At 67.4% G+C, this 23,436-nt stretch carries 23 protein-coding genes; 11 read left to right on the plus strand and 12 right to left on the minus strand.

The window, feature by feature from the left end:
* Positions 1–246: 246 nt before the first annotated feature.
* The 8 genes from GY40_RS03390 (at position 247) to flaF (ending at position 6,762) form a co-directional block, all read left to right on the plus strand.
* A complete protein-coding gene (locus GY40_RS03390) occupies positions 247–1,350 on the plus strand; it encodes a flagellar basal body P-ring protein FlgI (protein WP_038359957.1) in 1,104 nt (367 codons plus the stop codon).
* Complete coding sequence (locus GY40_RS03395; protein ID WP_038358668.1) at positions 1,350–1,691, plus strand: rod-binding protein; 342 nt, start codon at positions 1,350–1,352, stop codon at positions 1,689–1,691. Before GY40_RS03390 ends, GY40_RS03395 begins: the two co-directional genes overlap by 1 nt.
* A gap of 1 nt (position 1,692) precedes the next feature.
* On the plus strand, positions 1,693–2,181 hold the full coding sequence (locus tag GY40_RS03400; protein ID WP_038358670.1) for a hypothetical protein: 489 nt from the start codon (positions 1,693–1,695) through the stop codon (positions 2,179–2,181).
* 214 nt (positions 2,182–2,395) lie between these two features.
* Positions 2,396–2,848 (plus strand): FlaG family protein, encoded by a 453-nt coding sequence (locus GY40_RS26405; RefSeq protein WP_051987473.1) that lies wholly within the window; start codon positions 2,396–2,398, stop codon positions 2,846–2,848.
* A gap of 259 nt (positions 2,849–3,107) precedes the next feature.
* Positions 3,108–4,427 carry a flagellin N-terminal helical domain-containing protein gene (locus tag GY40_RS03410; RefSeq protein WP_038358671.1) on the plus strand — a complete coding sequence of 440 codons (1,320 nt, stop codon included), beginning with the start codon at positions 3,108–3,110 and terminating at the stop codon, positions 4,425–4,427.
* A 200-nt stretch (positions 4,428–4,627) separates the two neighbouring features.
* Entirely contained in the window at positions 4,628–5,962 is a 1,335-nt protein-coding gene (locus tag GY40_RS03415) for a flagellin N-terminal helical domain-containing protein (RefSeq protein ID WP_038358672.1), read from the plus strand.
* A 52-nt stretch (positions 5,963–6,014) separates the two neighbouring features.
* Entirely contained in the window at positions 6,015–6,407 is a 393-nt protein-coding gene (flbT, locus tag GY40_RS03420; protein WP_038358673.1) for a flagellar biosynthesis repressor FlbT, read from the plus strand.
* Positions 6,391–6,762, plus strand: a complete 372-nt coding sequence (gene flaF / locus GY40_RS03425) for a flagellar biosynthesis regulator FlaF (RefSeq protein WP_038358674.1) — start codon at positions 6,391–6,393, stop codon at positions 6,760–6,762. The genes flbT and flaF overlap by 17 nt, the downstream gene beginning before the upstream one ends.
* Positions 6,763–6,882: 120 nt before the next feature.
* Here the strand turns inward: flaF and GY40_RS03430 are convergent, their stop codons facing one another.
* From GY40_RS03430 to GY40_RS26410, 8 genes are all read right to left on the minus strand, one after another.
* A complete protein-coding gene (locus GY40_RS03430) occupies positions 6,883–8,400 on the minus strand; it encodes a flagellin (protein ID WP_051987474.1) in 1,518 nt (505 codons plus the stop codon).
* Positions 8,401–8,407: 7 nt separating this feature from the next.
* Positions 8,408–10,279: a flagellar hook-associated protein FlgK gene (flgK, locus tag GY40_RS03435; RefSeq protein WP_038358675.1), complete on the minus strand. Its 1,872-nt coding sequence runs from the start codon at positions 10,277–10,279 to the stop codon at positions 8,408–8,410.
* 56 nt (positions 10,280–10,335) lie between these two features.
* Positions 10,336–11,736 carry a flagellar hook protein FlgE gene (locus GY40_RS03440; protein ID WP_038358676.1) on the minus strand — a complete coding sequence of 467 codons (1,401 nt, stop codon included), beginning with the start codon at positions 11,734–11,736 and terminating at the stop codon, positions 10,336–10,338.
* A 177-nt stretch (positions 11,737–11,913) separates the two neighbouring features.
* Entirely contained in the window at positions 11,914–12,930 is a 1,017-nt protein-coding gene (locus GY40_RS03445) for a YcjF family protein (protein WP_038358677.1), read from the minus strand.
* Positions 12,931–12,943: 13 nt separating this feature from the next.
* Positions 12,944–14,371, minus strand: coding sequence for a YcjX family GTP-binding protein (locus GY40_RS03450; RefSeq protein ID WP_248311109.1), 1,428 nt, complete (start codon positions 14,369–14,371; stop codon positions 12,944–12,946).
* A gap of 31 nt (positions 14,372–14,402) precedes the next feature.
* The gene (locus tag GY40_RS03455) at positions 14,403–14,930 is read right to left on the minus strand and encodes a SixA phosphatase family protein (protein ID WP_038358679.1); all 528 of its coding nucleotides are present in this window, start codon (positions 14,928–14,930) and stop codon (positions 14,403–14,405) included.
* 40 nt (positions 14,931–14,970) lie between these two features.
* A complete protein-coding gene (locus GY40_RS03460; protein WP_038358680.1) occupies positions 14,971–15,195 on the minus strand; it encodes a helix-turn-helix domain-containing protein in 225 nt (74 codons plus the stop codon).
* Between the two features lie 9 nt (positions 15,196–15,204).
* Positions 15,205–15,777 carry a DUF2975 domain-containing protein gene (locus GY40_RS26410; protein WP_197062694.1) on the minus strand — a complete coding sequence of 191 codons (573 nt, stop codon included), beginning with the start codon at positions 15,775–15,777 and terminating at the stop codon, positions 15,205–15,207.
* A gap of 76 nt (positions 15,778–15,853) precedes the next feature.
* Here GY40_RS26410 and GY40_RS03470 point away from each other — a divergent pair, with 76 nt between their 5' ends.
* Positions 15,854–16,465, plus strand: a complete 612-nt coding sequence (locus GY40_RS03470) for a hypothetical protein (protein ID WP_038358681.1) — start codon at positions 15,854–15,856, stop codon at positions 16,463–16,465.
* 79 nt (positions 16,466–16,544) lie between these two features.
* Here GY40_RS03470 and GY40_RS03475 read toward each other — a convergent pair whose 3' ends face one another.
* Positions 16,545–17,237: a TetR/AcrR family transcriptional regulator gene (locus GY40_RS03475; RefSeq protein WP_051987477.1), complete on the minus strand. Its 693-nt coding sequence runs from the start codon at positions 17,235–17,237 to the stop codon at positions 16,545–16,547.
* A gap of 104 nt (positions 17,238–17,341) precedes the next feature.
* Between GY40_RS03475 and GY40_RS26415 the strand changes: the two genes are divergently transcribed.
* Positions 17,342–18,595, plus strand: a complete 1,254-nt coding sequence (locus tag GY40_RS26415; protein WP_081925093.1) for an ABA4-like family protein — start codon at positions 17,342–17,344, stop codon at positions 18,593–18,595.
* A gap of 8 nt (positions 18,596–18,603) precedes the next feature.
* Here GY40_RS26415 and GY40_RS03490 read toward each other — a convergent pair whose 3' ends face one another.
* Positions 18,604–19,449: an AAA family ATPase gene (locus GY40_RS03490; protein ID WP_038358682.1), complete on the minus strand. Its 846-nt coding sequence runs from the start codon at positions 19,447–19,449 to the stop codon at positions 18,604–18,606.
* A gap of 214 nt (positions 19,450–19,663) precedes the next feature.
* On the opposite strand from GY40_RS03490, the gene GY40_RS03495 reads away from it, so the two are divergent.
* Positions 19,664–21,457, plus strand: a complete 1,794-nt coding sequence (locus tag GY40_RS03495) for a cation:proton antiporter domain-containing protein (protein ID WP_210323554.1) — start codon at positions 19,664–19,666, stop codon at positions 21,455–21,457.
* Here GY40_RS03495 and GY40_RS03500 read toward each other — a convergent pair.
* Entirely contained in the window at positions 21,393–22,496 is a 1,104-nt protein-coding gene (locus GY40_RS03500; protein WP_081925097.1) for a glycosyltransferase family 4 protein, read from the minus strand. The two genes, GY40_RS03495 and GY40_RS03500, sit on opposite strands and share 65 nt — an antisense overlap.
* Complete coding sequence (locus tag GY40_RS03505; protein WP_081925099.1) at positions 22,496–23,401, minus strand: UDP-2,3-diacylglucosamine diphosphatase; 906 nt, start codon at positions 23,399–23,401, stop codon at positions 22,496–22,498. Before GY40_RS03505 ends, GY40_RS03500 begins: the two co-directional genes overlap by 1 nt.
* Between the last annotated feature and the right edge of the window lie 35 nt (positions 23,402–23,436).

Below are 23,436 nucleotides of genomic sequence, written 5' to 3' on the forward strand. Positions count from 1 at the left end.
CTCAACAGTTAACGAAAGCTTGCCCCGGCACGGTTAACAGCCGGTAAATCACCCGGCAGAAACTGCCGCCCCGGCAGGAACGGCCGCCCGATCTTCCTGGCACCAGACTGAACCGAAACTCCAAACGGCTGACAAACAAGGCTTTTCGATTTTTCGCGATCTGGCACGGCGCTCGCAAGGCAAAGCCGAGATTCGTTCACGAGCATCGGAAGCCGCATGTTTCGCCTGCCTGTCCTGAGATCGCTGATGCGGCCGCTGGTCGGCCTGCTCGCGCTCGGCCTCAGCCTGCCGGCGCAGCCCGCCTTCGCGCTTTCCCGCATCAAGGACCTCGCGTCGGTCGAGGGCGTCCGCACCAACCAGCTGCTCGGCTACGGCATCGTCGTCGGCCTCAACGGCACCGGCGACACGCTCAACAACACGCCCTTCACCAAGCAGTCGCTGCAGGCGATGCTGGAGCGGCTCGGCGTCAACACCCGCGGCGCCAACATGCGCACCGCCAACGTCGCCGCCGTGATGGTGACGGCCAATCTGCCGCCCTTCGCCACCCAGGGCACCCGCGTCGACGTCACCGTCTCCGCCATGGGCGATTCCAAGTCGCTTCAGGGCGGCACGCTGCTGGTGACGCCACTGCTCGGCGCCGATGGCGAGGTCTACGCCGTCTCGCAGGGGCCGGTCGCGATCTCCGGCTTCTCGGCCGAGGGCGAGGCCAGCAAGATCACCCGCGGCGTTCCCACCGTCGGGCGCATCGCCAATGGCGGCGTGGTCGAGCGCGAGATCGACTTCGCGCTGAACAAGCTCCAGACGCTGCGCCTCTCGCTGCGCAATCCGGACCTGACCACGGCGCGCCGCGTCGCCGCCGCGATCAACGATTTCATCGGCGGCGATTCCGCCGAGCCGACCGACCCCTCGACCGTCGCACTGCAGATCCCGCCCCGCTTCAAGGGCAACATGATCAAGCTGCTCACCGACATCGAGCAGCTGCGCGTCGAGCCCGACCAGGGCGCCCGCGTCGTCATTGACGAGCGCTCCGGCATCATCGTCATGGGCAAGGACGTGCGCGTCTCCACCGTCGCGGTGGCGCAGGGCAACCTCACCGTCACGATCAGCGAGCAGCCCCAGGTCTCGCAGCCCGAGCCCTTCTCGCGCGGACAGACGGTCGTGACGCCGCGCACCAGCGTCAAGGTCGACACCGAAGGCGGCAACAAGCTCGCCCTCGTCAAGGAAAGCGTGACGCTGGCCGAGCTCGTCGACGGGCTCAACGCCCTCGGTATCGGCCCGCGCGACCTGATTTCCATCCTCCAGGCCATCAAGTCGGCGGGCGCGCTGCAGGCCGAAATCGAGGTGATGTGATGACTGCCGCTCTCGCCCTCCCCGCCGCCAATCTGGCGCTCGGCGTCGCCGGCAAGGTCGTCGATGGCATCGCCAATGCGCTGGACCCGGCCAAGGCCAAGGCCAAGAAGCAGGCCGATGATTTCGAGACGATGTTCCTCGAGCAGATGACCCAGCACATGTTCACCAACATGGGCGCGGAGGGTCCGCTCGGCGAGAACGGCACGGGCGGCGACGTCTGGCGCTCGCAGCTCACTCAGCAATACGCCAAGCAGATCCAGAAATCCGGCGGCATCGGCGTCTCCGACCAGATCATGCGCGAGATGCTGAGCCTCCAGGCCCAGGCCTCGAAGGGAGCCTGACATGTCGGTGGCTGAACGCATTCTCGACGAGCGGCCGCGCGTTTCGGGCGCCGGCGACGCCCGGGCGCTGATCGAGAACGTGCTGGATGCGCTGTCCGCCCTCGCCCATCTCGTCGGCGAGGAGACCGAGCTCGTGCGCGTGGGCCGCCTGCCCGAGGCGATGACACGCGAGCCGCGCAAGGCCGAGCTCGCCGGCACCTATATGCGCGGCGTCGAGCAGGTGAAGCTCAACGCCGTGGCGCTGGCCCGCTTCGCGCCCGATCAGGTGAAGCGGCTGAAGGAAGCGCATCACGCCTTCCAGAATCTCATCGAGACCAACCAGCTGGTCCTTGCGACGGCCCGCGCCGTCTCGGAATCGGTGATCCGCGATCTCGCCGCCGACGCCAACAAGCCGATGCGCGCCAATGGCTACGGACCGGCCGCCACGGTCGGCGCGGGCGTCTTCGCGCGCCCCAATTCCGGTCCGCTGGTGGTATCGCGGCGGCTCTAGGGCCGGATGGGTTGATCACGCCGTTCCAGGCGGCGACCAAGGGAACGGCGGCGGCGGCCCGCTGCCACGGCAACCGTCAATATTTACCTAATTTCCTAACGCCGGATTCAATCATTTCCGGCATTATCGTCAGGATCGGATTGGTGCATCCAGTCCGCGACGACGACGCCTGGCGGCACGACGGTGCCGTTGAAAGCTCCAGAAGGAGTGCGACATGGACTTTGGCAATGCCCCGAGGGTGGCTGCTCCAGCCGGCGCACCTGTCGTCGCACGCGCCGACGTCATCGCCCGGCCCGGCAGCGTCGCCGTCGAGCTCCCTCCCGAGAAGACCGTCCAGTCCGCCCCGGCCGGCGACGCCGTCCATGTCGATGTCGGCGCGCAGCAGCGTGACGCCCGCAGTCGCGCAGCCGGCGAGCAGCGCGCCTTCGCCAACGCGCAGAACAGCCGCCTCGCCGACAAGACGATCGACGAGGGCGTCGAGCGCAAGCTCATCATCGATCCGAAGACCCGCGCCGTCGTGCTGCAGAAGAAGGATCGCGAGACCGGCGAGACGATCTCGCAGCTCCCGGACGAGACCTTGCTGAAACTGCGCGCCTATTCCCGCGAACTCGGCGAGCGGGCGCGCGAGGCCGAAGAGGCCCGCCACCGGATCGAGCGGACGGCCTGACGGCTCCGCCCTTCCGTTCCAACCATCATCGGCATGACGCCCGCGCCCCGCGCGGGCTTTTCTACGTCGGCACATGATCGCCAGGTCGGGAGATCGACGGCGGTTAGCGCATGCTTAACCATCGCCCGACGAGCCCCGCCTTGCATTCAATTCGCGGCGGGAAATTTACCGATTGTTACGGGCTGCCGCCTCAAGGTCGCCTCGTCCTGGCCAGAACGGTCCGGGCGCCAGAAGGCATCATACCAGAAGGTAAAAACAGATGGCCGTTTCTCTCAACCCGGGCGTGCGCAACGCTCTCTCGTCGCTGCAGTCGATCACCGCCCAGGCCCAGGCTTCCCAGTACAGGCTGGCGACGGGCAAGAAGGTCAACACCGCAGTCGACAACCCGGTCAACTACTTCACCGCTGCTTCGCTGAACGACCGCTCCAGCCAGCTCACGGGCTTGCTCGACGGCATGTCGAACGGCATCCAGACCATCCAGGCCGCCTCCAAGGGCATCGACGGCATCACCAAGCTGGTGAACTCCCTGCAGTCGACCATCAAGCAGGCTCAGTCGGACGCGGCCCAGAACCGCCCGACCAAGGCCGGCGGGGCTCTTGCCACCGCGGCGGAGCAGGTCGCGACCTCGAAGAGCCTGAAGGACATCGCGCTCGACAAGAAGATCGCCGGCGCCGATACCACCGCTGACGCTGCCACCGCCACCTCCTCGGGTGACCTCGGCATCGACACGAGCGCTTCGCCCCAGGCAGCGATCTCGATCACCTCCGGCAGCACGACCTATACGGCGAGCTTCGCCAATGCCAACGCGACGGTTCGCGATGTCGTCAACGAGATCAACAAGTCGGGCATCGCCACGGCTTTCGTTGACGAGAAGGGCCAGCTCAACGTCAAGGGCAACGGCTCGGACGACGTCCAGTTCGGCTTCGGCGTCGGCGCCGATGCGGCCGCAGCCGCGACCGCGGCCGGCACCGGCACGAACAACACCGCGATCGGCTTCCTGGCAGCTGACGCGACCGCCGCCGGCGCGATCAAGGGTCAGAGCATCACCTCCTCGGTGCGCTCGAACCTGATCGACCAGTATAATGACTTGCGCGACAAGATCGACGATCTCGCCAAGGATTCGAGCTTCAACGGCATCAACCTGCTGAAGGGCGACCGTCTCTCGATCCAGTTCAACGAAAAGACCGGCAAGAACCAGACCAAGCTCGACATCCAGGGTTCGGACGTCACCTCCGACAACCTCGGTATCGTCAAGGCTGGCAACACCCAGCTCGCCGGCCAGGTCAACTTCCAGAACGACGCCGACCTCGAAGCCGCGACCAAGTCCCTCACCGGTGCCTTGACCTCGCTGAAGTCGTTGTCGTCGACGTTCGGCGCCAACCTCTCGGTTGCACAGGCCCGTCAGGACTTCACCAAGGACCTGTCGGATGTGCTGAGCACTGGCGCCTCCAACCTGGTCAATGTCGACCAGAACGCGGAAGCCGCCAACCTGCTCGCGCTGCAGACCCGTCAGCAGCTCTCGCAGACGGCGCTGTCGCTCTCGAACCAGGCCGACCAGGGCGTCCTGCGCCTGTTCTGATCTTCGGTCCGCAGAAGCGGATCAGCCCGCAGAACGCGGGGCGAAATCAAAGGGCGGCGGAGCTTCGGCTCCGCCGCTTTTTCGTTGCGGCCCAGTAACCGGATCGGGCCGTGATTAACCTTTTGTTATCCCTAACGAGTGATGATTGCCCCTGAAATCAGGTTGCATCGCGCCGCAGTCGCGCGTTCAGGGGACCGAAGATGGCCAACACGATCCTTTCCAGCGGAGTGCGCAACAACCTGTTGACGCTGCAGCAGACCACGGCCCAGCAGAGCGTCATCCAGAACCGCCTCGCCACCGGCAAGAAGGTCAACTCCGCGATCGACAATCCGGTGAACTACTTCACTGCCCTGTCGCTGAACGATCGTTCGAGCCAGCTCACCGGCCTGCTCGACGGCATCTCGAATGGCATCCAGACCATCCAGGCCGCCTCCAAGGGCATCGACGGCATCACCAAGCTGGTCCAGTCCCTGCAATCGACGGTCAAGCAGGCCCAGGCCGACGCAGCCCAGAACCGCCCGACCAAGGCCGGAACGGCGCTGGCGACCGCGGCGGAAACCGCGGTGACCAGCAAGAGCCTGAAGGACATCGCGCTCGACAAGCACGTCATCGATATCGCCGGTGGCACCGCGGGCGCCGCCGATGCCGCGACCGCGACCAGCTCCGGCGATCTCGGCATCGCCAACACCGACACCAATCTGGCGATCTCGATCACCAGCGGCAGCAATACCTATACGGCCTCTTTCAGCTCGGCCAACGCCACGGTCCGCGACGTCGTCAACGAGATCAACAAGTCGGGCATCGCGACCGCCTTCGTCGACGAGAAGGGCCAGCTCAACGTCAAGGGCAACGGCTCGGACGACGTCCAGTTCGGCATCGGTTCCGGAACCTCGGCCGCCGCGGCCGTCACCGCCGCCGGAACCGGCAGCGCCAACACCGCCTTCGGCTATCTCGCTGCCGATGCCACCGCAGCCGGCGCGATCAAAGGCCAGAACATCACCTCCTCGGTGCGTTCGAACCTGATCGACCAGTACAACGACCTGCGCAACAAGATCGACGATCTCGCCAAGGATTCGAGCTTCAACGGCGTCAACCTGCTCGCCGGCGACCGGCTCTCAATCCAGTTCAACGAGAAGACCGGCAAGAACCAGACCAAGCTCGACATCCAGGGCTCGACGCTGACCGCCGACAATCTCGGCATCAGCCAGGCCATCAACACCCAGCTCGCGGGTTTCATCAACTTCCAGAACGATGCCGACCTCGACAAGGCGACCGCCGCTCTCACCGGCGCGCTGACCTCGCTGAAGTCGCTCTCCTCGACCCTGGGCTCCAACCTCTCGGTCGCCCAGACCCGGCAGGACTTCACCAAGGAGCTGGCCAACGTCCTGACCACCGGCGCGGGCAACCTCGTCCTGGCCGACCCGAACGAGGAAGGCGCGAGCCTGCTGGCGCTCAACACCCGCCAGCAGCTCTCGCAGACCGCGCTCTCGCTGGCGAACCAGGCCGACCAAGGCGTGCTGCGCCTGTTCGGCTGACGCCTTCGGGTTCGCTTCGTCCCTCTCCCCTCGGCCAGAAGGCAGGACAGACATGGCTCTCAAGGTCGAGCTCAAGCCGCGCGAGCGCATCATCATCGGTCAGGTGGTGATCCGCAACGACGAGCAGCGCACGCGCTTCTTCATCGAGGGCGACGCCCCGATCCTGCGCGAAAAGGACATTCTCACGGCCGCGACCGCGGACAGCCCGGCGAAGAAGATCTATTTCGCCATCCAGTTGATGTATCTCGCCCAGGATCCGACGCACGAGCACGAAACCTATTTCCAGCTCGTGCGCGATTTCATCAACGCGGCGCCCAGCGCTCTACCGTATGTTCATGAGATCAATAACCGCATCTTAAGCGACGACCTCTACAAAGCTCTCAAGGCCGCCAAGAAACTGATCGCCTACGAAGCGGAACTGATCGAGCATGCAAAACGGGTTTAACGCCTACGCCGCCGCTGCCAAGACGGCCCAATCCGTCGTTTCACCCCGCGAACTCGAAGCCTCTCTGCTGATCAAGGCCGCAACCCGGCTCCAGGCCGTCGCCGACGACTGGCAGGCCCGCGAGCAGGACCTCGACGAGGCGCTGACCTACAACCGCCGGCTCTGGACCCTGCTCGTCTCGGCGGTGATCGCCGAGGACAATCCGCTGCCGGTCGGCATCAAGACCAACATCCTCGGCCTGGCGAATTTCATCTTCAACCAGACCTTCAAGATCGCAGCCGACCCGCAGCCGCAGGGCCTCGGCATTCTCGTCAACATCAACCGCGACATCGCCGCAGGACTGCGCGGGCGCTGAGAGCACCTGTCTCCACGGCCACGACCGGCCTCAGAACTGACGAAACCGCCGCTTCCGGACCCGGAAGCGGCGGTTTCGTCTTGTCGCGCGACGAGGGCCCAGCGCAGGACCGGACGCGGCTCAGAGATAATTCGTCAAGGTCAGCTTCGAGAGCATCGAGGTCACCTGATAGCTCGCCTGGAGCTGCGTCTGCAGGGCGAGGATCTGCGTCGCCACCTCCTCGGTGGTGACGTTCTGGACCCCGGACAAGGTCGTGGTCAGGTAGTCCTTGGTGCTCTGATGGCGATCCTTGGCACGGTCGAGCGCCGTCTGGGCCGAGCCGAGCTCGGTGATGATCTCGGCCGGCTTCTGCGTCGTGCCGCCGAAGCCGAGCTTGTCGCTGACCCGCGCCGCCATCGCCTCGTAGCGCGGCTGCGAATTGGGATCGTCGGCCGGGAAGGTCTCAGCCGCCATGATCGCGAACTGGGCAAGCCCCACCTGGAACGTCTGCTCGTTCGCGCGGGCGCCGGTGCCGACGATCTGCCCTTGGTCGACCTGCACGGTCGAGGTGCCGCGCGCCGGATCGGAGCCGTCGTCGCCGCGATACCAGATCACCGTGGTCGCGGCCGCGCCTGCATTGGTCGGCGGCGCCGTCGCCGTGTCGAAGGGCGGGCCCGGCACGCGCTTGGGCGGGTTGCTCGGGCTGCCGGCGAAGAAGTCCTGGGCCGCGACCTGAGACGAGGCGGCCGAGAGCGTGGTCTTGGCCTCCTGCCCCAGCGCGGCCGAGATCGCCGTCCTGAGATTGGCGGCCGTGGCATTGGTATCGGCGCCGATCTCGAAGCTGGTCGTGTCCGAGCCCTGCGAGCCGGTCGCGCGCGCGGTCAGCTTGATCGTGGTGGTCGTGCCGTCCGGCAGGTTGAGGCCGATGGTCACGGTCTCGCCGGCCGCCGGCTGAGCGGCGACATTGATCGAGAGATCGGCGGGCGGGCCGGCGTTCAGCGTCGTCGTGATCCCGGCCGAATTCGTCGCCGCGCTCGCCAGCTTGAACCCGTAGGGATGGACCGTCGCCTCCTCGGCAATCGTCGCGGTCGTCCCCGCGCCTCCCGCGGTCAGCCGGCCGAGGCCGGAGCCCAGATCGGCCTGGCGCCGCTCGTCGATAAGCTGCTTCAGCCCGGCCTTGCCGGCACCGTCGCCATTCATGATCTCGTCGAAGCCCGCCACCGGCTCGACATCGGACGTCTTGCCCGAGAACAGGTAGCGGCCATTGACGTTGGTGTTGAGCAGGTCGAGCGTCTGCTTGAACTTTTCTTGCGCGAGCACCTGCGGCGCGGTCTGGCCGGTCGAGCTCGCCAGATAGGTGTTCGAGCGCATGTCGTTGCGGCTCTCGCTCGTCATCGTCGCGAAGTTGCTGACCGCGTTCGACATGAGCTTCAGATTGGTATTGGAGAGCTGGATGCCGTCCAGCCAGGAATCCAGCGTGGTGATCTTGGCGTTGAGGTCCAGGCTGACGGTGCGGTCGGCGCCGAGCCCGCCATAGCTGGTGCTGCGCTCCTTGGTCGCGAGCTGGCGCTGCAGGTCGTCGAACTGCGCGCGCTGCGAGACGAAGTCCGTGGTCCTGGCAGCGCGATAGGCGCCGGTGCCGTAGGCGTTGATGGTCATGGCAGCCTCACACTCTCATCAGCATGTCCATCATCTCCTTGACCGTGGAGATGATGCGGGCATTGGCGGCATAGGCGTTCTGGAGCTCGATGAGCTGCGACATTTCCTGGTCGACATTGACCTGCGCGGTCTGCTGGAAGCGGCTCTGGATCGAGGCCAGCGCGACCTGCTGGCCCTCGTCGAGCCGTTTCGCGTTCTCGACGGCCTGCCCCTGCGTGGAGATGACGCGCTGCACGAGATTGCCGACCGTGCTGCTGGACGTCGACGTGCCGCCGTCCAGGCCGGTCGCGTTGGTGATGGCGCGCTGGCTCTTGGTCAGGCGCTCGAGCATGAGCTGCGGGCGCGTCGCGTCGCCCTGCGCCGTCGCCGGATTGGTGCTGTAGACCGTCAGCAGCGAGCGGTCCGCGATCAGCCCGGGATTGACCGTGATGCGCGAGGCGTAGCCGACCGTCTGCGAGCCGCCGTCATAGGAGCCGGTGAAGGCCTTGGCGGCCGAGCCGTCGACGAAGAACGGCAGCTCGGCCGGGCCGCCCGCCGATGACAGCGCCGTATTGGTCGGCCGCGCCGTCAGCCCGACCACGTCGCGCGTGCCGGCCGCGCCATCGTCGAGGATCTGCAGGGTCGAGCCGGTGTTGGAGACGGTGAAGCCGGGCCCGACCGCCGCCTGGATCTGCGCCGCGACGGAGGCCGGGCCGCCCGAGAAATCGATGCCGACGACGCGGTTGTTGGCGTCGCCGCCCGCCGAGGCGGGCAGCGGCAGCGAAGCCGCGGAATCCACCCTGACGAAGGTGAAGCGCTGGGTCTGCCCGCCGGGCGTGACCTTGTAGTCGAGCGTGATCGCGTTGCCCGCCTGGAGGCCGGTCATATCGACGTCGAAGCCGCTCGCGGCGCCCGCCGTCGCGGGCGTGCCCGCGATCTCGCGGTCGGAGAGCGCCTTCGACATCTGGGCGGCGATCTCGTCGAGCTGGGCCTGGGCCTGTACCAGCGACTTGTCGCGCAGCTCGATATTGGCGGCGATCGAGCCCGACCTGAACACGTTGTTGGCGATCGCGTCCGACATGTTGCCGGAGGCGTCCTTCATCGTGATCGTGCCGACGCCGCGCTTCGTCGGATCGGAACTCCACTGATCGCCGGGCTGGAGATCGGAATGCTGGTCGAAGCTGAAGGTGACCGCGGCCTGGCCGTCGAAGAGCTGCGTGCCCGAGCCGGTGACCACGCTGACCGAACCGCGGGCATCCTCGGTCGTCTTGATGTCGACATATTGCGACAGCTCGGACAGGATCAGGTCGCGCTGGTCCTTGAGGGCTGCCGTCGCGTTGTCGTGCGGGGCGGCGACGACGCGGGCATTGACCTTGGTCAGCGCGCCGAGCAGGTCGTTGACCCGGGTCACGGAGGCGCCGATGCCGGCCTCGGCCTGGCTGCGCAAGGCCTGCACGCCATCGGACAGCCCGTTGAGCCGCTTCGCCAGCGTGTTGGCGGCGTCGAGCACCTGCGAGCGCAGGCTGTAGGACGACGGATCGTTCTGCAGGCCCTGTAGGGCGCTGGTGAAGTTGTTGTAGATCGTATCGAGCGCCGTCGAGCTGCCCGGCGCGCCGTAGAGCTGGTCGAGATTGGAGAGCGCGCCCGCGCGGGTGGAGGTGTATCCGGACCCCGCCGATTCCTGCCAGAGCTGGCTTTGGACGATCGTGTCCAGCAGGCGCTGCACCTGCGTGCTCTGCACGCCGATGGTCAGCCCCGACAGGCTGTCGGTGTTCGAGACGACGCGCCGGACATAGCCGGCCGTTCCGGCATTGGCGACGTTCTGCGAGACGACGCCGATGCCGACCTGGGTGGCGTTGAGCCCGCCGATCGCCGTATTGAGGGAGGTGCTCAGCCCCATCGTCAACTCCTGTCGTTATCGGCGGCCCTCCTGGACCACCTTCGCGGACGTGCCGGTCAGCGGATGATGTTGAACACCGCGGTCAGCATCTCCTGCGCGGTGCTGATGACCTTGGTGTTGGCCGAATAGGCCTGCTGGGTGACGATCATCTTCGAGAACTCGTCGGCGATGTCGGTGTTGGACTGCTCCACGCTGCCGCCCACGAGCTGCGAGGTGCCCAGCCCGACGATCGGCGGACCCGACTCGATCGTCTCCTCATAGGCACCGCCGTCGAGGCGCTTGAGTGCGTTGTCGGCGTTGAAGCGCGACACCGCGATCTGTGCCATCGCGACGACCTGGCCGTTCGAGAAGGTGCCGATGACCTGGCCCTCGGCCGAGACCGAAACGCGGTCGAGCGTGCCGGCCGTGTAGCCATCCTGCCGGATGCTGCGGGCATCGATCTGGCCGCTGACGTCGCCGTTTTGGGTCAGGGCGGTGCCGCCATCGGTCGTGAGCTGGATGCCGGTGATCGCGTTGCCCCCGATCGTCATGGTCGGCAGCGGAATGGTGCCGCCGGCAGGCAGCGCCATCTTGCCGGTCGCATCGAAGGTCACGTTCACATTGGCGTTGCGATAGGCCACGGCGCCGCCGGTCGCGCCCGTATTTTCAGCGACGAAGAGGTTCCAGGTGTCGACCGTGGCCGGCGGACCGGCGGAGGCATTCGTCGTCTTGGCCCAGCGCAGCTCGACATTGGTCGCCTTGCCGAGCGAGTCGTAGACCGTGACCGAGCCGCCGGGAATCGACTGGCTGAGGAAACTGGTGATCTCGCTGCCGACGACGAGGCCGGTGCCGGCCGGTGTGGCGAGCGGATTGCTCGTGGGGAAGCTCGCCGGGTTCAGCAGTTCGGAGCCGGGAACGGTGCTGTCGGCGGTGTTGGTCTTCGGATAGGCCGGGATGTTGGCGCTGTACTCGATCGAGGTCGTGGCCTTGGCCGGGAACTGGTCCTTGGTGATCCGCAGGACCTCCGGCTGGGTGCCGATGAGCTGGCCTGTCACCGGGTCGATCTTCTGGCCCTTGAGATAGTAGCCCGCGCCGTTCACCAGATAGCCATTGGCGTCAAAGTCGAAATCACCGCGGCGGGTGTAGAGGTTCTGGTTGGCGAACAGGGTGTTGGCGCCGACGCCGCTCTTGCGCTGATCGACCACGAAGAAGCCGTCGCCGTTGATCGCGACGTTGGTGTCGATCCGCGTGGCGTTGAGATCGCCCTGGATCGAGTTGGTCGCCTGGCTGAAGGCGGCGACCGAGCCGGCGGTCTGGCGGTTCAGCGCGGAATCCGGCACCAGGTCAGCGAAGGTCGTATCGACCCGCTTGTAGCCGGTCGTCCGCGAGTTCGCGATGTTGCCGGAAATGTTCTCCAGCGCATAGGACTGCGCCTGCATGCCCGAAACCGCTGTCGTCAGCGCACTGAAAACACCCATGGAACCCTCGCCTGGACCGGCATGCCCCTTGGGGGCAGCCCACAACTCTCGGCGAAGTCTGCACGCGCCATGCCACCGGCATGGTCGTTTCATTTCAGTGAGTTAGATCGTTTACAGGAGGTTTCGTGGCAGTCCGCGCCGGGCAGAAACGCCTACCCCCGGCAGATTCTGCCGGGTCTATTCCGCCTCGGCCTTGCTGCCGCGCCAGGAGGCGAGATCGCCCGCGACGTCCGACAGCGTCGGCGGCGTGACCTCGACGAAGGGCAGCGGACGGCAGACCGCGAGCGCTGCGAGCCCGATCCGGGCGGTCAGCATGCCGTTGATCACGCCTTCGCCGAGCTTGGCGGAAAGGCGCGCCGCGAGCCCCTGCCCCAGCACCTGCTGGATCACCGCATCGCCCGCCGCCATGCCGCCGGTCAGCACGAGATGGTTGAGCACTTGCCGCGCCAGCCTGAACAGGCCGAGCGTGCCGGGCCGCCCGGCATAGATGCCGGCGATGGCACGCAGCAGCCGCGCACAGGCGACGAGGACGAAGAGCACGTCGACGAGCGCGCGCGGGCTCACCGCCGTGACCAGCGAAACCCTGCGCGCCGCGATCGCGATCTGCGCTTTTGCCTGGGCGTCGAGTGGCGCGAGCAGGCTGCGCTCGGCCACTGTGAGCACATCGCGCGGCGCGAAGAGCTGCGGCAACGCCTCTTCGAGCTCGCCCCGGCCCTTCGCCGTCTGCGCCCGGCCCTTGTAGAGGCCGATGAGTTCGCTGGCGAGCGCCTTGGCGTCGTCCGTCGTCCCGCCGACGAGCAGATCCGCACCGCGCTGGCGCAACGACTCGACCTTGCGCTCGCGCAGGATGTCGCGCAGCACCCGCACCAGCATCACCAGCAAGGCAAAGGCCGCGATGGCTGCGCAGGCGAGTGCGGCATAGCCGAGCGCCGGGTTCTGGCTCATCAGCGCCGAGATCGTGTTCTGGACCCAGACACCGGCAGCCAGCGCCAGGAAGCCGGACAGGCCGGCAACGAAGAGCGAGCCCCAGGAAAAAGCTCGTTTCGCCACCGGCACGGCCGCCGGCTCGGCCGCATCGACCGGTTCGCTCTCGGGCAGGATGGCGACATCGCCCTGCCGGATCACGCCGTCGTCGACCTCCACCTCATGCGCAGCCTTCTCGCCCAGAAGGATCGCTCGCGGTGCCTTCGTCATCGCCGCGCCCTCCTCAGGCCAGCTTGTCGCCGATCAGGAATTCGAGCGCCCGGTCGAAGCGGATCTGCGGCGGCGGCTTCAGCCGCCCGCCCGCATCCGCCTCGACCAGCGGCGGGCGGAAGCGCGGCGCCCTGATCTGCCAACGCGCCTTCGGGTCGAAGATCGCGTCGGGCCGCTCCGGCAATTCGCCGGGAAAGATCGCAGCCTCCGTGATGCCGTCGAAGACCTTCCCGTCGATCTCCTCGCCCGCCTCCGGCACGCCGGCGATGGCCGGCAATTCCTCGCGCCCCTGCCGGATGCGCACCTCATGGGTCGCCCTGACGGCGGCCAGCGCCATCGCCTCGACCTGCGCGCCGGCGCCCTGCGCTCGCGTCAGCGCCCGCGAGACCAGGAGCGACATCACCGCCGCCAGCCGGTCATGGCTGGAATGATGGATATGGTCGGCCTTGGTCGCGGCGAAGAGCACGCGCTCGATGCGCGGCGCGAACAGGCTGGAGAGCCAGGAATTGCGCCCGACCGAGAAGGCCGCGAGCGCCTGCCCCAGCGCGGTTTCGAGATCGGCCAGCGCCGGCGCCCCGGCATCAAGCGCCGCCAGCACGTCGACCAGCACGATCTGCCGGTCGAGCCTCGCGAAATGGTCGCGGAAGAAGGGCGTGACCACGACGCGCTTATAGGCCTCGAAGCGCTCCGCCATCAGCCCGGCGAGCGTATCGGGCCGGGGCTCGCGATCATGGCCGAGATCGAGCGGGGCGAAGGTCAGCGCCGGCGAGCCCTCGAGATCGCCCGGCATCAGGAACCGGCCGGGCGGCGTCACCGCCACCGCCTCGGGGTCGGCTCGCAGCCGCGCCAGATAGCCCTTGAAGCGCTCGCTCGCCGCCTCGGCCGCGAGCTCGTCAGCAGGCCCTTCCGGATCGCGCCCGGCGAGATCGGCGAGCCATTCGGCTGCGGCCGCGCGGCGGTGGGCCTTGCGCGCATCCGCCACGGCTTGCGCCGACCAGCTCTTGTAGTCCTGTCCGATCAAGGCGAGGTCGAGCAGCCATTCGCCGGGATAATCGACGATGTCGAGCGTCAGCGTCGCCGGCCCCTTGAACCAGCCGGAGGCCCGCTCATAGTCGATCTCGACGCGCAGTTCCGAGATGCGCCGCGTCGAGTCCGGCCAGCGCCGCTCGGCCCCGTTCATCGCGGCGCGATGCGCCTCATAGGGAAAGCGCGGCACGTCGGGATCGGGCTGCGGCACCAGCCGCACGCGGGCGATCCGCCCTTCCGACGCTGCCTTCAGCACCGGCAGCCGCGCCCCTTCGATCAGGTTCTGGATCAGGGCGGTGGTGAAGACGGTCTTGCCGGAACGCGACAGCCCGGTGACGCCGAGCCGCAGGCGCGGCCGCGCGAGCCCGAGCAGGCTGTCGCCGAAGGCCAGCGCCGCATTGCGGGCCGTATCGATGTAGGAGGTATCGCTCACGATGCGACGACGTTCATTCGTCGGGGCCTTCGCCCAGCGACGCGGGGGTCACGAAGCGGTCGAGCCGCCCGCCCCGCTCTGCGACATCGCGCCAATCCTCGATGGCGAAATCGATCACCGCGAGGCCTGCCGTCGGATATTTCTGGCTCATCCGCGCCGCCGCATAGCGGTCGCCATGCCCGGCCAAACGCCGCGCCAGCTCCTCGAATCCGGGATTGTGGCCGATCATCAGCAGCGTCCTGACCGAGGGCTCCGTCTCCTGCACGACATAGAGCAGCGCCCCGGGCTTGGCCTCGTAGATACGCGGTTCGTACTGCGTCGCCGGCTTCTCCGGCAGCATCGGCGCGACCAGTTCCCAGGTCTCGACCGTGCGCTTGGCCGGCGAGATCAGCACGAGGTCCGGCAGCAGCAGCTCGTCGGCGAGATAGCGCCCCATCACCGGAGCCGCCTCGCGCCCCCGCGGAGCGAGCGGCCTGTCCCGATCGGCCACGCCGGTGGGCCAGTTCGATTTCGCATGGCGCAGAAGCATGAGGCGTCGCATGGGAGGAACCTAGCGATGCCGCCTTCGATTTGCGAGGGGATCAATCGCCTGCGGCATCGACTTCCGGTTCATAGCGCAACAAATCACCCGGCTGGCACTGCAGCACCTCGCAGATGCGCGACAACGTATCGAAACGCATGCCGCGCACCTTACCGGATTTGAGCTGCGAAACCTGCTGCTCGGTCAAACCGATCCGTTGGGCAAGTTCCTTGGAGCGCATCTTGCGGCGCGCCAGCATGACATCGAGTTCGACGATAACGGGCATGGCACCGGCTTACACGAAACTCTGATTCTCGTCCGAGAGCCTGATCGCCTCCCGCAACACCAGGCCGAAGGCGACCAGCGTCGCCCCCGCGGTCAGGGCCGCGAAAGTGCCGGGATCGAGCATGATCGCGATCTGCCTGTATCCGCTGGGGTTGTCGAAAGTCAGCGCCATGCTCTGCGCCGCGCGGACGATCGGCGTCGCGGCGCCGAAGCCGACGAGAAGCCAGCCGATACGCGAAAGCCCCGCCGCGTTCTCCTCGACGAGGACCCTGCCCTCCCCGAATGCCCGGAACAATCTCCCCAGCCGCAGCATCGCCAGGATGAAGAGTGTGGCGGGAGCCCAGGCGAGCGCAAACGCCGTCCAGTAGCCTCTCGGGGAAGGCGCGAACGGAGCATTCGCGATCCCGATCGCGCTGCGCGCGTGCCGAGCGAGCGCCTCGGAATCCGTCCACAGCCAGACCAGGCCAAAGAGCATGAGAAATCCGGCTGCATAGCTGAAGGCGCGTGCCCATCGGCTGATGCGCTGAAGGCGAGCGACGGCATCGCGGGTCAAGGCGGCGGAAGGCGGATCCGAATTCAGCATGACGATGTCCTCGATTGACAAAATTAAACTAATAGATGAATTTTTGAATGTCAAAATCAATCGAACAGGCTTTCCGATGCGGACCGTTCCCTCCCTCTGCCTCCTTCTGGGCGGCCTGCTCGCCGGTTGCGGCCATGTGCCTGTGACCTCGCTGCCGAAGCTGTCGCAGATCGATATCCGGACGACGCAGCTCACTGCGCTGCGAGCCGGCATCAGCCTGCCGGCCGAGATCCGCCCGCTTCCGGGTAGCATCACCATGACAATGGTCGCTCTGCCCAGGGAGGGCGGGCGGCACGAGCGCAAGGTCGTTCTCGAGGAAGTGCGCGACACGAAGGAGCTGGCACAACTGCCGAGCGTCGCGGCGCCCGGGCGTCGCCTCACGGTTTATCGCCTGAGCGCGGCGGACGCCGCACGCATCGGCAGCTTCCGGGAGGAGATGTTCGTCGGTCCGCACAACAGCGGCAATCGCGGCAGCATCGCCCTGACGGCCGAAAAGGCCTGCCGGCTCGGCGAGCTCTCCGGCAAGCCGATCCCGATGACGAGCTATCTGAAGACATCGGAGACGCAGGATTACGTCCTGCTGACCCGCGATGTCGACTTGGCCGGGGCCGTGCGTGCCGCTGCCCCGACGGTCGATCTGGCGACGGCTATTCCGCCCTGCGACGCCTTGCCGGAACAGCCGTCTTGAACAGCGCCCGCCTGCCTCCCGCAACTTGCGGATACCGGGGCCGCGCAATCGGCGTCAGGCTTCGCGCGACGAAGCCCGATCACGCTTCCCTTGCGGAGACCGGCCCGTCCTCGACCGAAAGCGCCGAAGCCAGCAGCCCGAACAGCCGCGCCGCGTGCCTGTCGAGGAAAGCTTGCCGGTTGCCTTCCGCCAGGAAATCCAGTGCGCCATCGATCAGCAGCGTCGAGAAGCCATGCACTGCCGACCAGGCCAGCAGGACCTCGGGCAGCTCGGGATCGAGGGCGTCAGCGCTGGGTTTCCCGTCCGGAAGCTGAAGCGGCGGCAGGCCGCGGCCGAACCGGACTTCGCGCACAAGGATGGCGAAAGCCCGTGTCGAGGCGGCCCGGAAGGCAGGGTCCTCCCTGTCTATTCCGCGCTGGCCGAAGACGACCCGGAAGCGTCCGGGATTGGCGAGCGCCGTCTCGACATAGGCCCGCGCGATCGCGGCGAGCCGGCTGGTCCCCGCCTCCTGCGCCGCCGCGACCGCGGCGTCCATCGCCGTCGAGAGATCGTCGAAGCCCAGCGTCGCGATCGCCGTCAGCAGGCCGGTGAGATTGCCGAAATGATGCGCGGGAGCCGCCGGCGACACCCCGGCCCGCCGGGCGCATTCGCGCAAGGTAAAGCCGCCGAGCCCCCGCTCGGCCAGGACCTCCTCCGCGGCCGCGATCATCGCCTGCCGCAAAGCGCCATGGTGATAATGCTCGCGCATGGCCCGGGGCGTCGCTTCGGCCATCGGCAACTCCGCCAATCCTAACAGTGTCAAAATCATCTTGACGGCGTCAAGATAGCGAGTCAGAACCGTCCCGCAACTGAACACTGTCAAGTTCGGAGGTCGTCATGCCACCTTTGACGCTGGACGCCGCCTTTTCCGCGGCCAATCTGCTGGCCGTTGGCGGCTGGCTGTTGCTGCTCGTGACGCCGCGCTGGCGCGCCGGCCAGTTCCTCGCGGGCCTGGTCATCCCGAGCCTGCTGTCGCTCGGCTATCTCGTCCTGATCGGGGTGTACTGGCATCAGGCGCACGGCGGCTTCTCCTCGCTCGACGATGTCGCGGCGCTGTTCGCCTCGCGGCCGCTGCTGCTCGCCGGCTGGGCGCATTACCTCGCCTTCGATCTCCTGATCGGCGCCTGGCTGCTGCGCCGCTCGCAACGCGAAGGTCTGCCGCATGGGGCGATGCTGCCTGTCCTCGCCCTGACCTTCCTCTTCGGCCCGGTCGGCTATCTGCTCTACCTCCTTCTTGCGGCAAGTCGCGCCATCGCCTCGGAAGACCGGATTCCGCGTTTCCTAGCGCGGCTGCCGGCGCCGCTGCGCGCGCTCGAATGGGAGCCCCGGCTGACCGCCGCAGGGATCGCGATGCTGCTGCTGGCAGTCCCGACCGCGCTCGCCTACGCCCTCGATCCGCGCCTCTTCAACGGCGACAATGTCTGGCTCAAGCCGCTGAAGTTCGAGATCTCGGTCGCGATCTACCTCTTCTCCTTCGCGCTCATCCTGCCGCTGACCGGCGAAGCCTTCCAGCGCTCGCGGCTCGGCCGCTTCACGGTCCGGCCGGTGATCGCCCTGCTCACCTTCGAGATCGTCTACATCGCCTGGCGCGCCTCGCGCGCCGAAGCCTCGCACTACAATGAGGAGAGCGCGCTCGCCATCGCGCTCTATGCCGCGATGGGCATCGCAGCGGTGCTCTTCACGGCCGCCAGCGGTATCCTCGCCTATGGCCTCGCCCGCCAGGACGCCGCGCCGCTCCCGCCGGCGCTGCGGCGCTCGCTCATCCTCGGCCTCGGGCTGACCGCCGTGCTCGGCATCCTGTCGGGCGTCGTCCTCAGCGCGACCGGATCACATACGGTCGGCGCAGTGCCGCCATCGGCGCCCGCCGTCCCGGTCTTCGGCTGGTCGCTCAGCGTCGGCGACCTGCGCTTCGGCCATTTCCTGGCGCTGCACGCCATGCAGATCCTGCCGGCCTTCGCGCTCCTCGCCTCGCTGCTTGGCCGCACCGCAGCGCTGCGCAGCATCGAAGCCTTCGCCCTGGTCTATGCCGGCATCACCGCAGCGGCGCTCATCGCTGCGTTGAACGCCCGTCCGCTGCTCGGCATCGGCTGAAGCTGGGCTCAGCGGCTCTCGCGCCGCGCCATGAAGGCGAGCTTTTCGAACAGCGAGACGTCCTGCTCGTTCTTGAGCAAGGCGCCGTGCAGCGGCGGGATGAGCTTGCGCGGATCGCGCTCGCGCAGCACCTCCGGCCCGATATCCTCGGCGACGAGCAGCTTCAGCCAATCGAGCAGTTCCGAGGTCGAGGGCTTCTTCTTGAGGCCCGGCACCTCGCGCACCTCGAAGAACAGGCGCAGCGCCTCCTCCATCAGCCGCTTCTTGATGCCGGGGAAATGCACCTCGACGATCTGCTGCATCGTCTGCGCGTCGGGGAAGCGGATATAGTGGAAGAAGCAGCGGCGCAGGAAGGCGTCCGGCAGGTCCTTCTCGTTGTTGGAGGTGATGATCATCACCGGCCGCCGCGCCGCCTTGACGGTCTCGCCCGTCTCGTAGACGTGGAACTCCATGCGGTCGAGCTCGAGCAGCAGGTCGTTGGGGAATTCGATATCGGCCTTGTCGATCTCGTCGATCAGCAGCACCGGCCGGGCGGGCGCGACGAAAGCCTCCCAGAGCTTGCCGCGCTTGATGTAGTTGGCGATGTCCGACACGCGCGGATCGCCGAGCTGGCTGTCGCGCAGCCGGCTCACCGCATCGTATTCGTAGAGCCCCTGCTGCGCCTTGGTCGTCGACTTGATGTGCCAGGTGATGAGCGGTGCACCGAGCGCGGCGGCGATCTCCTCGGCCAGCACCGTCTTGCCCGTGCCGGGCTCGCCCTTCACCAAGAGCGGCCGCTCCAGCCGGATCGCGGCGTTGACGGCGACGGTGAGGTCCTCCGTCGCGACATAGTTCTCGGTGCCGGCAAAACGCATGAGCGATCCTTCTGACTGTACGCCGGTACGCTAGCCCATCGGCGCCGAACGCGAAAACCGCCATTTGCACGCTCGGCGCGAAGGTCGTTGCCTAAGCGCTCGCGTCGCAAGGCGAATTTCTCTCCGCCACCGCAATTCGAAGGTTGTGCATCGCACCCACGAATCGCAAGAATGACGAGGCATCCGCTTCTCCATCGAATCGCAAGGGCAGGCCTTGGCCGGAACCGTCGATCCTTCCGTCTACAAGGACGCCGTCGTCGTGCTCGCGACGGCCGGCGTGATCGTGCCTTTTGCCAAGAGCTTCAAGATCAATTCGATCATCGCCTTCGTGGCCTGCGGCGCGCTGCTCGGCCCCTTCGGCCTCGGCGGGCTGGTCTCCAAGGTGCCGCTGCTCAGCACTGTCACGGTCTCGAATGCGGAGGCGCTGGCCGGGCCGGCCGAGCTCGGCGTCGCCTTCCTGCTCTTCGTCATCGGGCTCGAATTGTCCTTCGAGCGCCTGATGACGATGAGGCGCCTCGTCTTCGGGCTCGGCCTCGGCCAGGTCGGCCTTTCGGCGGCGGCGATCGGCCTCGTCGCCTATGCGCTGGGCCAGCCCACGACGGCGGCGCTGATCATCGGCTTCGGCCTCGCCCTCTCCTCGACGGCGATGGTGGTCGAATTGCTCGCCGCCAAGAAGCGGATGACGACCTCGGCCGGCCGCGCCAGCTTCGCTATCCTGCTCTGCCAGGACCTCGCAGTCATCCCGCTGCTGTTCCTGATCGCCGTGCTCGATGCGCAGAACGGCTCGGGCTCGCTCGTCGCCGGTCTGGCGCAGGCCTTCATCCAGGCGGCGGCGGCCATCGCGACCATCGTGGTCATCGGCCGGCTGGCGCTGCGCCCACTCTTCCGCCTCGTCGCCTCGACCGATTCGGCCGAAAGCTTCATGGCCGCAACGCTGCTGACGGCGCTCGGCACCGGCCTCATCGCCGCCGCCGCCGGGCTCTCGATGGGGCTCGGCGCCTTCATCGCCGGGCTGCTGCTGGCCGAGACCGAGTTCCGCCGGGCGATCGAGGTCACGATCGACCCCTTCAAATCCCTGCTGATCGGCGTCTTCTTCCTCACCGTCGGCATGGGCGTGAATCCGGCCCAGATCGCGGCCCACCCCGTCGCCATCCTCGCCATCGCGGTCGGGCTGGTCGCGATCAAGAGCCTCATCATCTTCGTTCTCGCCCGCCGCTTCCGCCTTTCTGCGGCGACGGCGCTCGAAACCGCGCTGATGGTCAGCCCCGGCGGCGAATTCGCCTTCGTGCTGCTGAACGATGCCTCCGCCACAGGCCTTCTCGACCGCAATGCGACCAGCATCGCGCTGGCGGCGGTGTCGCTGACCATGGTCGCGCTGCCCCTGCAGGCGCGCTTCGCCCGCCATTTCGCCCAGAAGCTCGCCGCACCGGTGACCTTGCCGGACGAGGCCAAGGTGCTCCCGCCGGACGATCGCGCGCCGCGCGCCATCATCGTCGGCGGCGGGCGTGTCGGGCGCCTCGTCGCCTCGATGCTGGACGAGCACGGCAAGTCGCACATCCTGATCGATTCGGACGCGGCCCTGGTCACCGCCCAGCGCCGCTCAGGCCGTCCGGCCTTCTACGGCGATGCGACGCAGCCCGATTTCCTGAGGCTATGCGGACTGGAAGAGGCGACGGCGCTGATCGTCACCATCGACAATCCGCGCGCCGTCGATGCCACGGTGCAGGCCGCGCGCGCCCTGCGTCCGGACATCGTCATCGTCGCCCGCGCCCGCGATGCGGCCCATGCCCGCCATCTCTACGAGATCGGCGTCAACGACGCCGTGCCGGAGACGATCGAGGCGAGCCTGCAATTGTCGGAGGCGGCGCTGGTCGGGCTCGGCGTGCCGATGGGCCTCGTCATCGCCTCGGTGCATGAGCGGCGCGACGGCTTCCGCGCCCAGCTCAAGCCGGCAGGCGCCGCGGCAGCCCGCGCCCTTCCGCGCCATGCCCGTTCCCGAAGGCTGTGAGGCCTGGGCTCACGGCCTCGCGCGAGAGATAGCCCGCCTGCTGCGCCACGCGCCGGATATGTCCGTAGAACTGCGCCGCGCTGCTCGTCCAGCTATGCCGCGCCGCCAGCTCCAGCGGGATTTCAGGCTGTATCCTGAGCGCCTGCATGGCGCCGCTGCGCAGATCCTCGTCGAGCACGGCCGCGCCGCTGCCGGCGAAGACGTCGCGCGGGCCCTGCACCGGAAAGGCCGCGACCGGCAGCCCGCTCGCCGCCGCCTCCAGCAGCACGATGCCGAAGGTGTCGGTCAGGCTCGGAAAGACGAAGACGTCTGAGGAGGCATAGATCGCCGCGAGTTCCTCGCCCTCCTTCGTCCCGAGGAAATGCACCTCGGGAAAGGCGCGCTGCAGATCGGCCCGCGCCGGCCCGTCGCCGACCACGACCTTGCTGCCCGGCAGCCGCAGCGACAGGAAGGCATCGAGATTCTTCTCGACCGCCACACGCCCGACGCTGAGGAAGATCGGCCGCGGCAGGTCGAGCACGCTTTGCGGGCGCGGATGGAACAGGTCGAGATCGACGCCCCGCCCCCAGCGCACCAGCTTCTCGAAGCCGTGCTGGCGCAACTCCTCCTCGACCGTCGCGGTCGAGACCATCACGGCAGCCGCCGGACCATGGAAGCGCCGCAGCAGCCGGTAGCTCCAGCTTTCGGGGATGGGCCAGCGCGCCGCGACATATTGCGGGAAACGCGTGTGATAGCTCGTGGTGAACGGGCGCTTCTGCGCCAGGCAGACCGCCCGCGTCAGCCAGCCGATCGGCCCTTCCGTCGCGATATGGATGTGGTCCGGCCTGAATTCGGCGATCCGTTCCGCGAGCGCGCGGCGGGTGGCGAGCGCGAGCCGGATGTCGGGATAGCTCGGCATGGCGATCTGCCGGAAGCCGTCCGGGGTGAGCGCCGCCGCCGTCGCGCCAAAATCCGGCGCCGCCTCGATCATCCGTTCGAGCGAGCGCACCACGCCGTTGATCTGCGGCCGCCAGGCGTCCGTGGCGATGAGGACGCGCATCAGCGCGCTTTCCGTTCCGCCGTTTCCGGCAGAGCGCCAATGATGCGTGCCAGTTCCAGAGGCTGGAGCATGCTCCGGGCGGCCTCGACGAGTTCCGGCACGGCGGCCGGCCGGGCCGGCACGACGACCGGCACGGCCGCCTCGCCCTTGAGGCGTCCTTGCGGCCAGCGGATCAATTCGAAGCGACCGTCATGGTGCTCGACGAAGGCGGTGCAGCTCTCCACCCAGTCGCCGGTGTTGATGTAGGTCAGCCCCGCGATCTCGCGATAGGCCGCGTGATGGATATGGCCGCAGATCACGCCATCCGCATTGTGGCGGCGCGCCTCGTCGGCGAGGCAGGTCTCGAACTCGCCGATATAGTTCACGGCGTTCTTGACCTTGTGCTTGGCCCAGGCCGAGAGCGACCAGTGCGGCAGGCGCAGGACGCGCCGGACCTTGTTGATCACCATGTTGAGCCCGAGCGCCACCGTGTAGGCCCAGTCGCCGAGCAGCGCGAGCCATTTGGCGTTGCGCACCACGAGGTCGAACAGGTCGCCATGGATGACGAGCAGGCGCCGGCCATCCGCCGTCTCGTGGACGATGTCGTCGACGAGCGTGATGCCGCCGAACTGCAGGCCGGTGAAATCGCGCAGGAAGTCGTCGTGGTTGCCGGTGACGTAGATCAGCTTCGAGCCTTTGCGCACCTTGCGCAGCAGCTTCTGGACGACGTCGTTGTGGCTCTGCGGGAAATACCAGCCGCTCTTCAGCCGCCAGCCGTCGATGATGTCGCCGACGAGATAGATGTTCGGTGCATCATAGGCCCGCAGGAACTCGAGCACGAGATCGGCTTGCGCCCCGCGCGTGCCCAGATGCAGGTCCGAGATGAAGATGCTGCGAACCTGCTTCGCGTCGTCCTCGTCGCTCATGCGCGGCAGTCCATGCTGTTGCGATGTTTGCGGCG

This window comes from Allobosea sp. UNC402CLCol (assembly GCF_000745475.1).
Taxonomy (GTDB): domain Bacteria; phylum Pseudomonadota; class Alphaproteobacteria; order Rhizobiales; family Beijerinckiaceae; genus Allobosea; species Allobosea spartocytisi.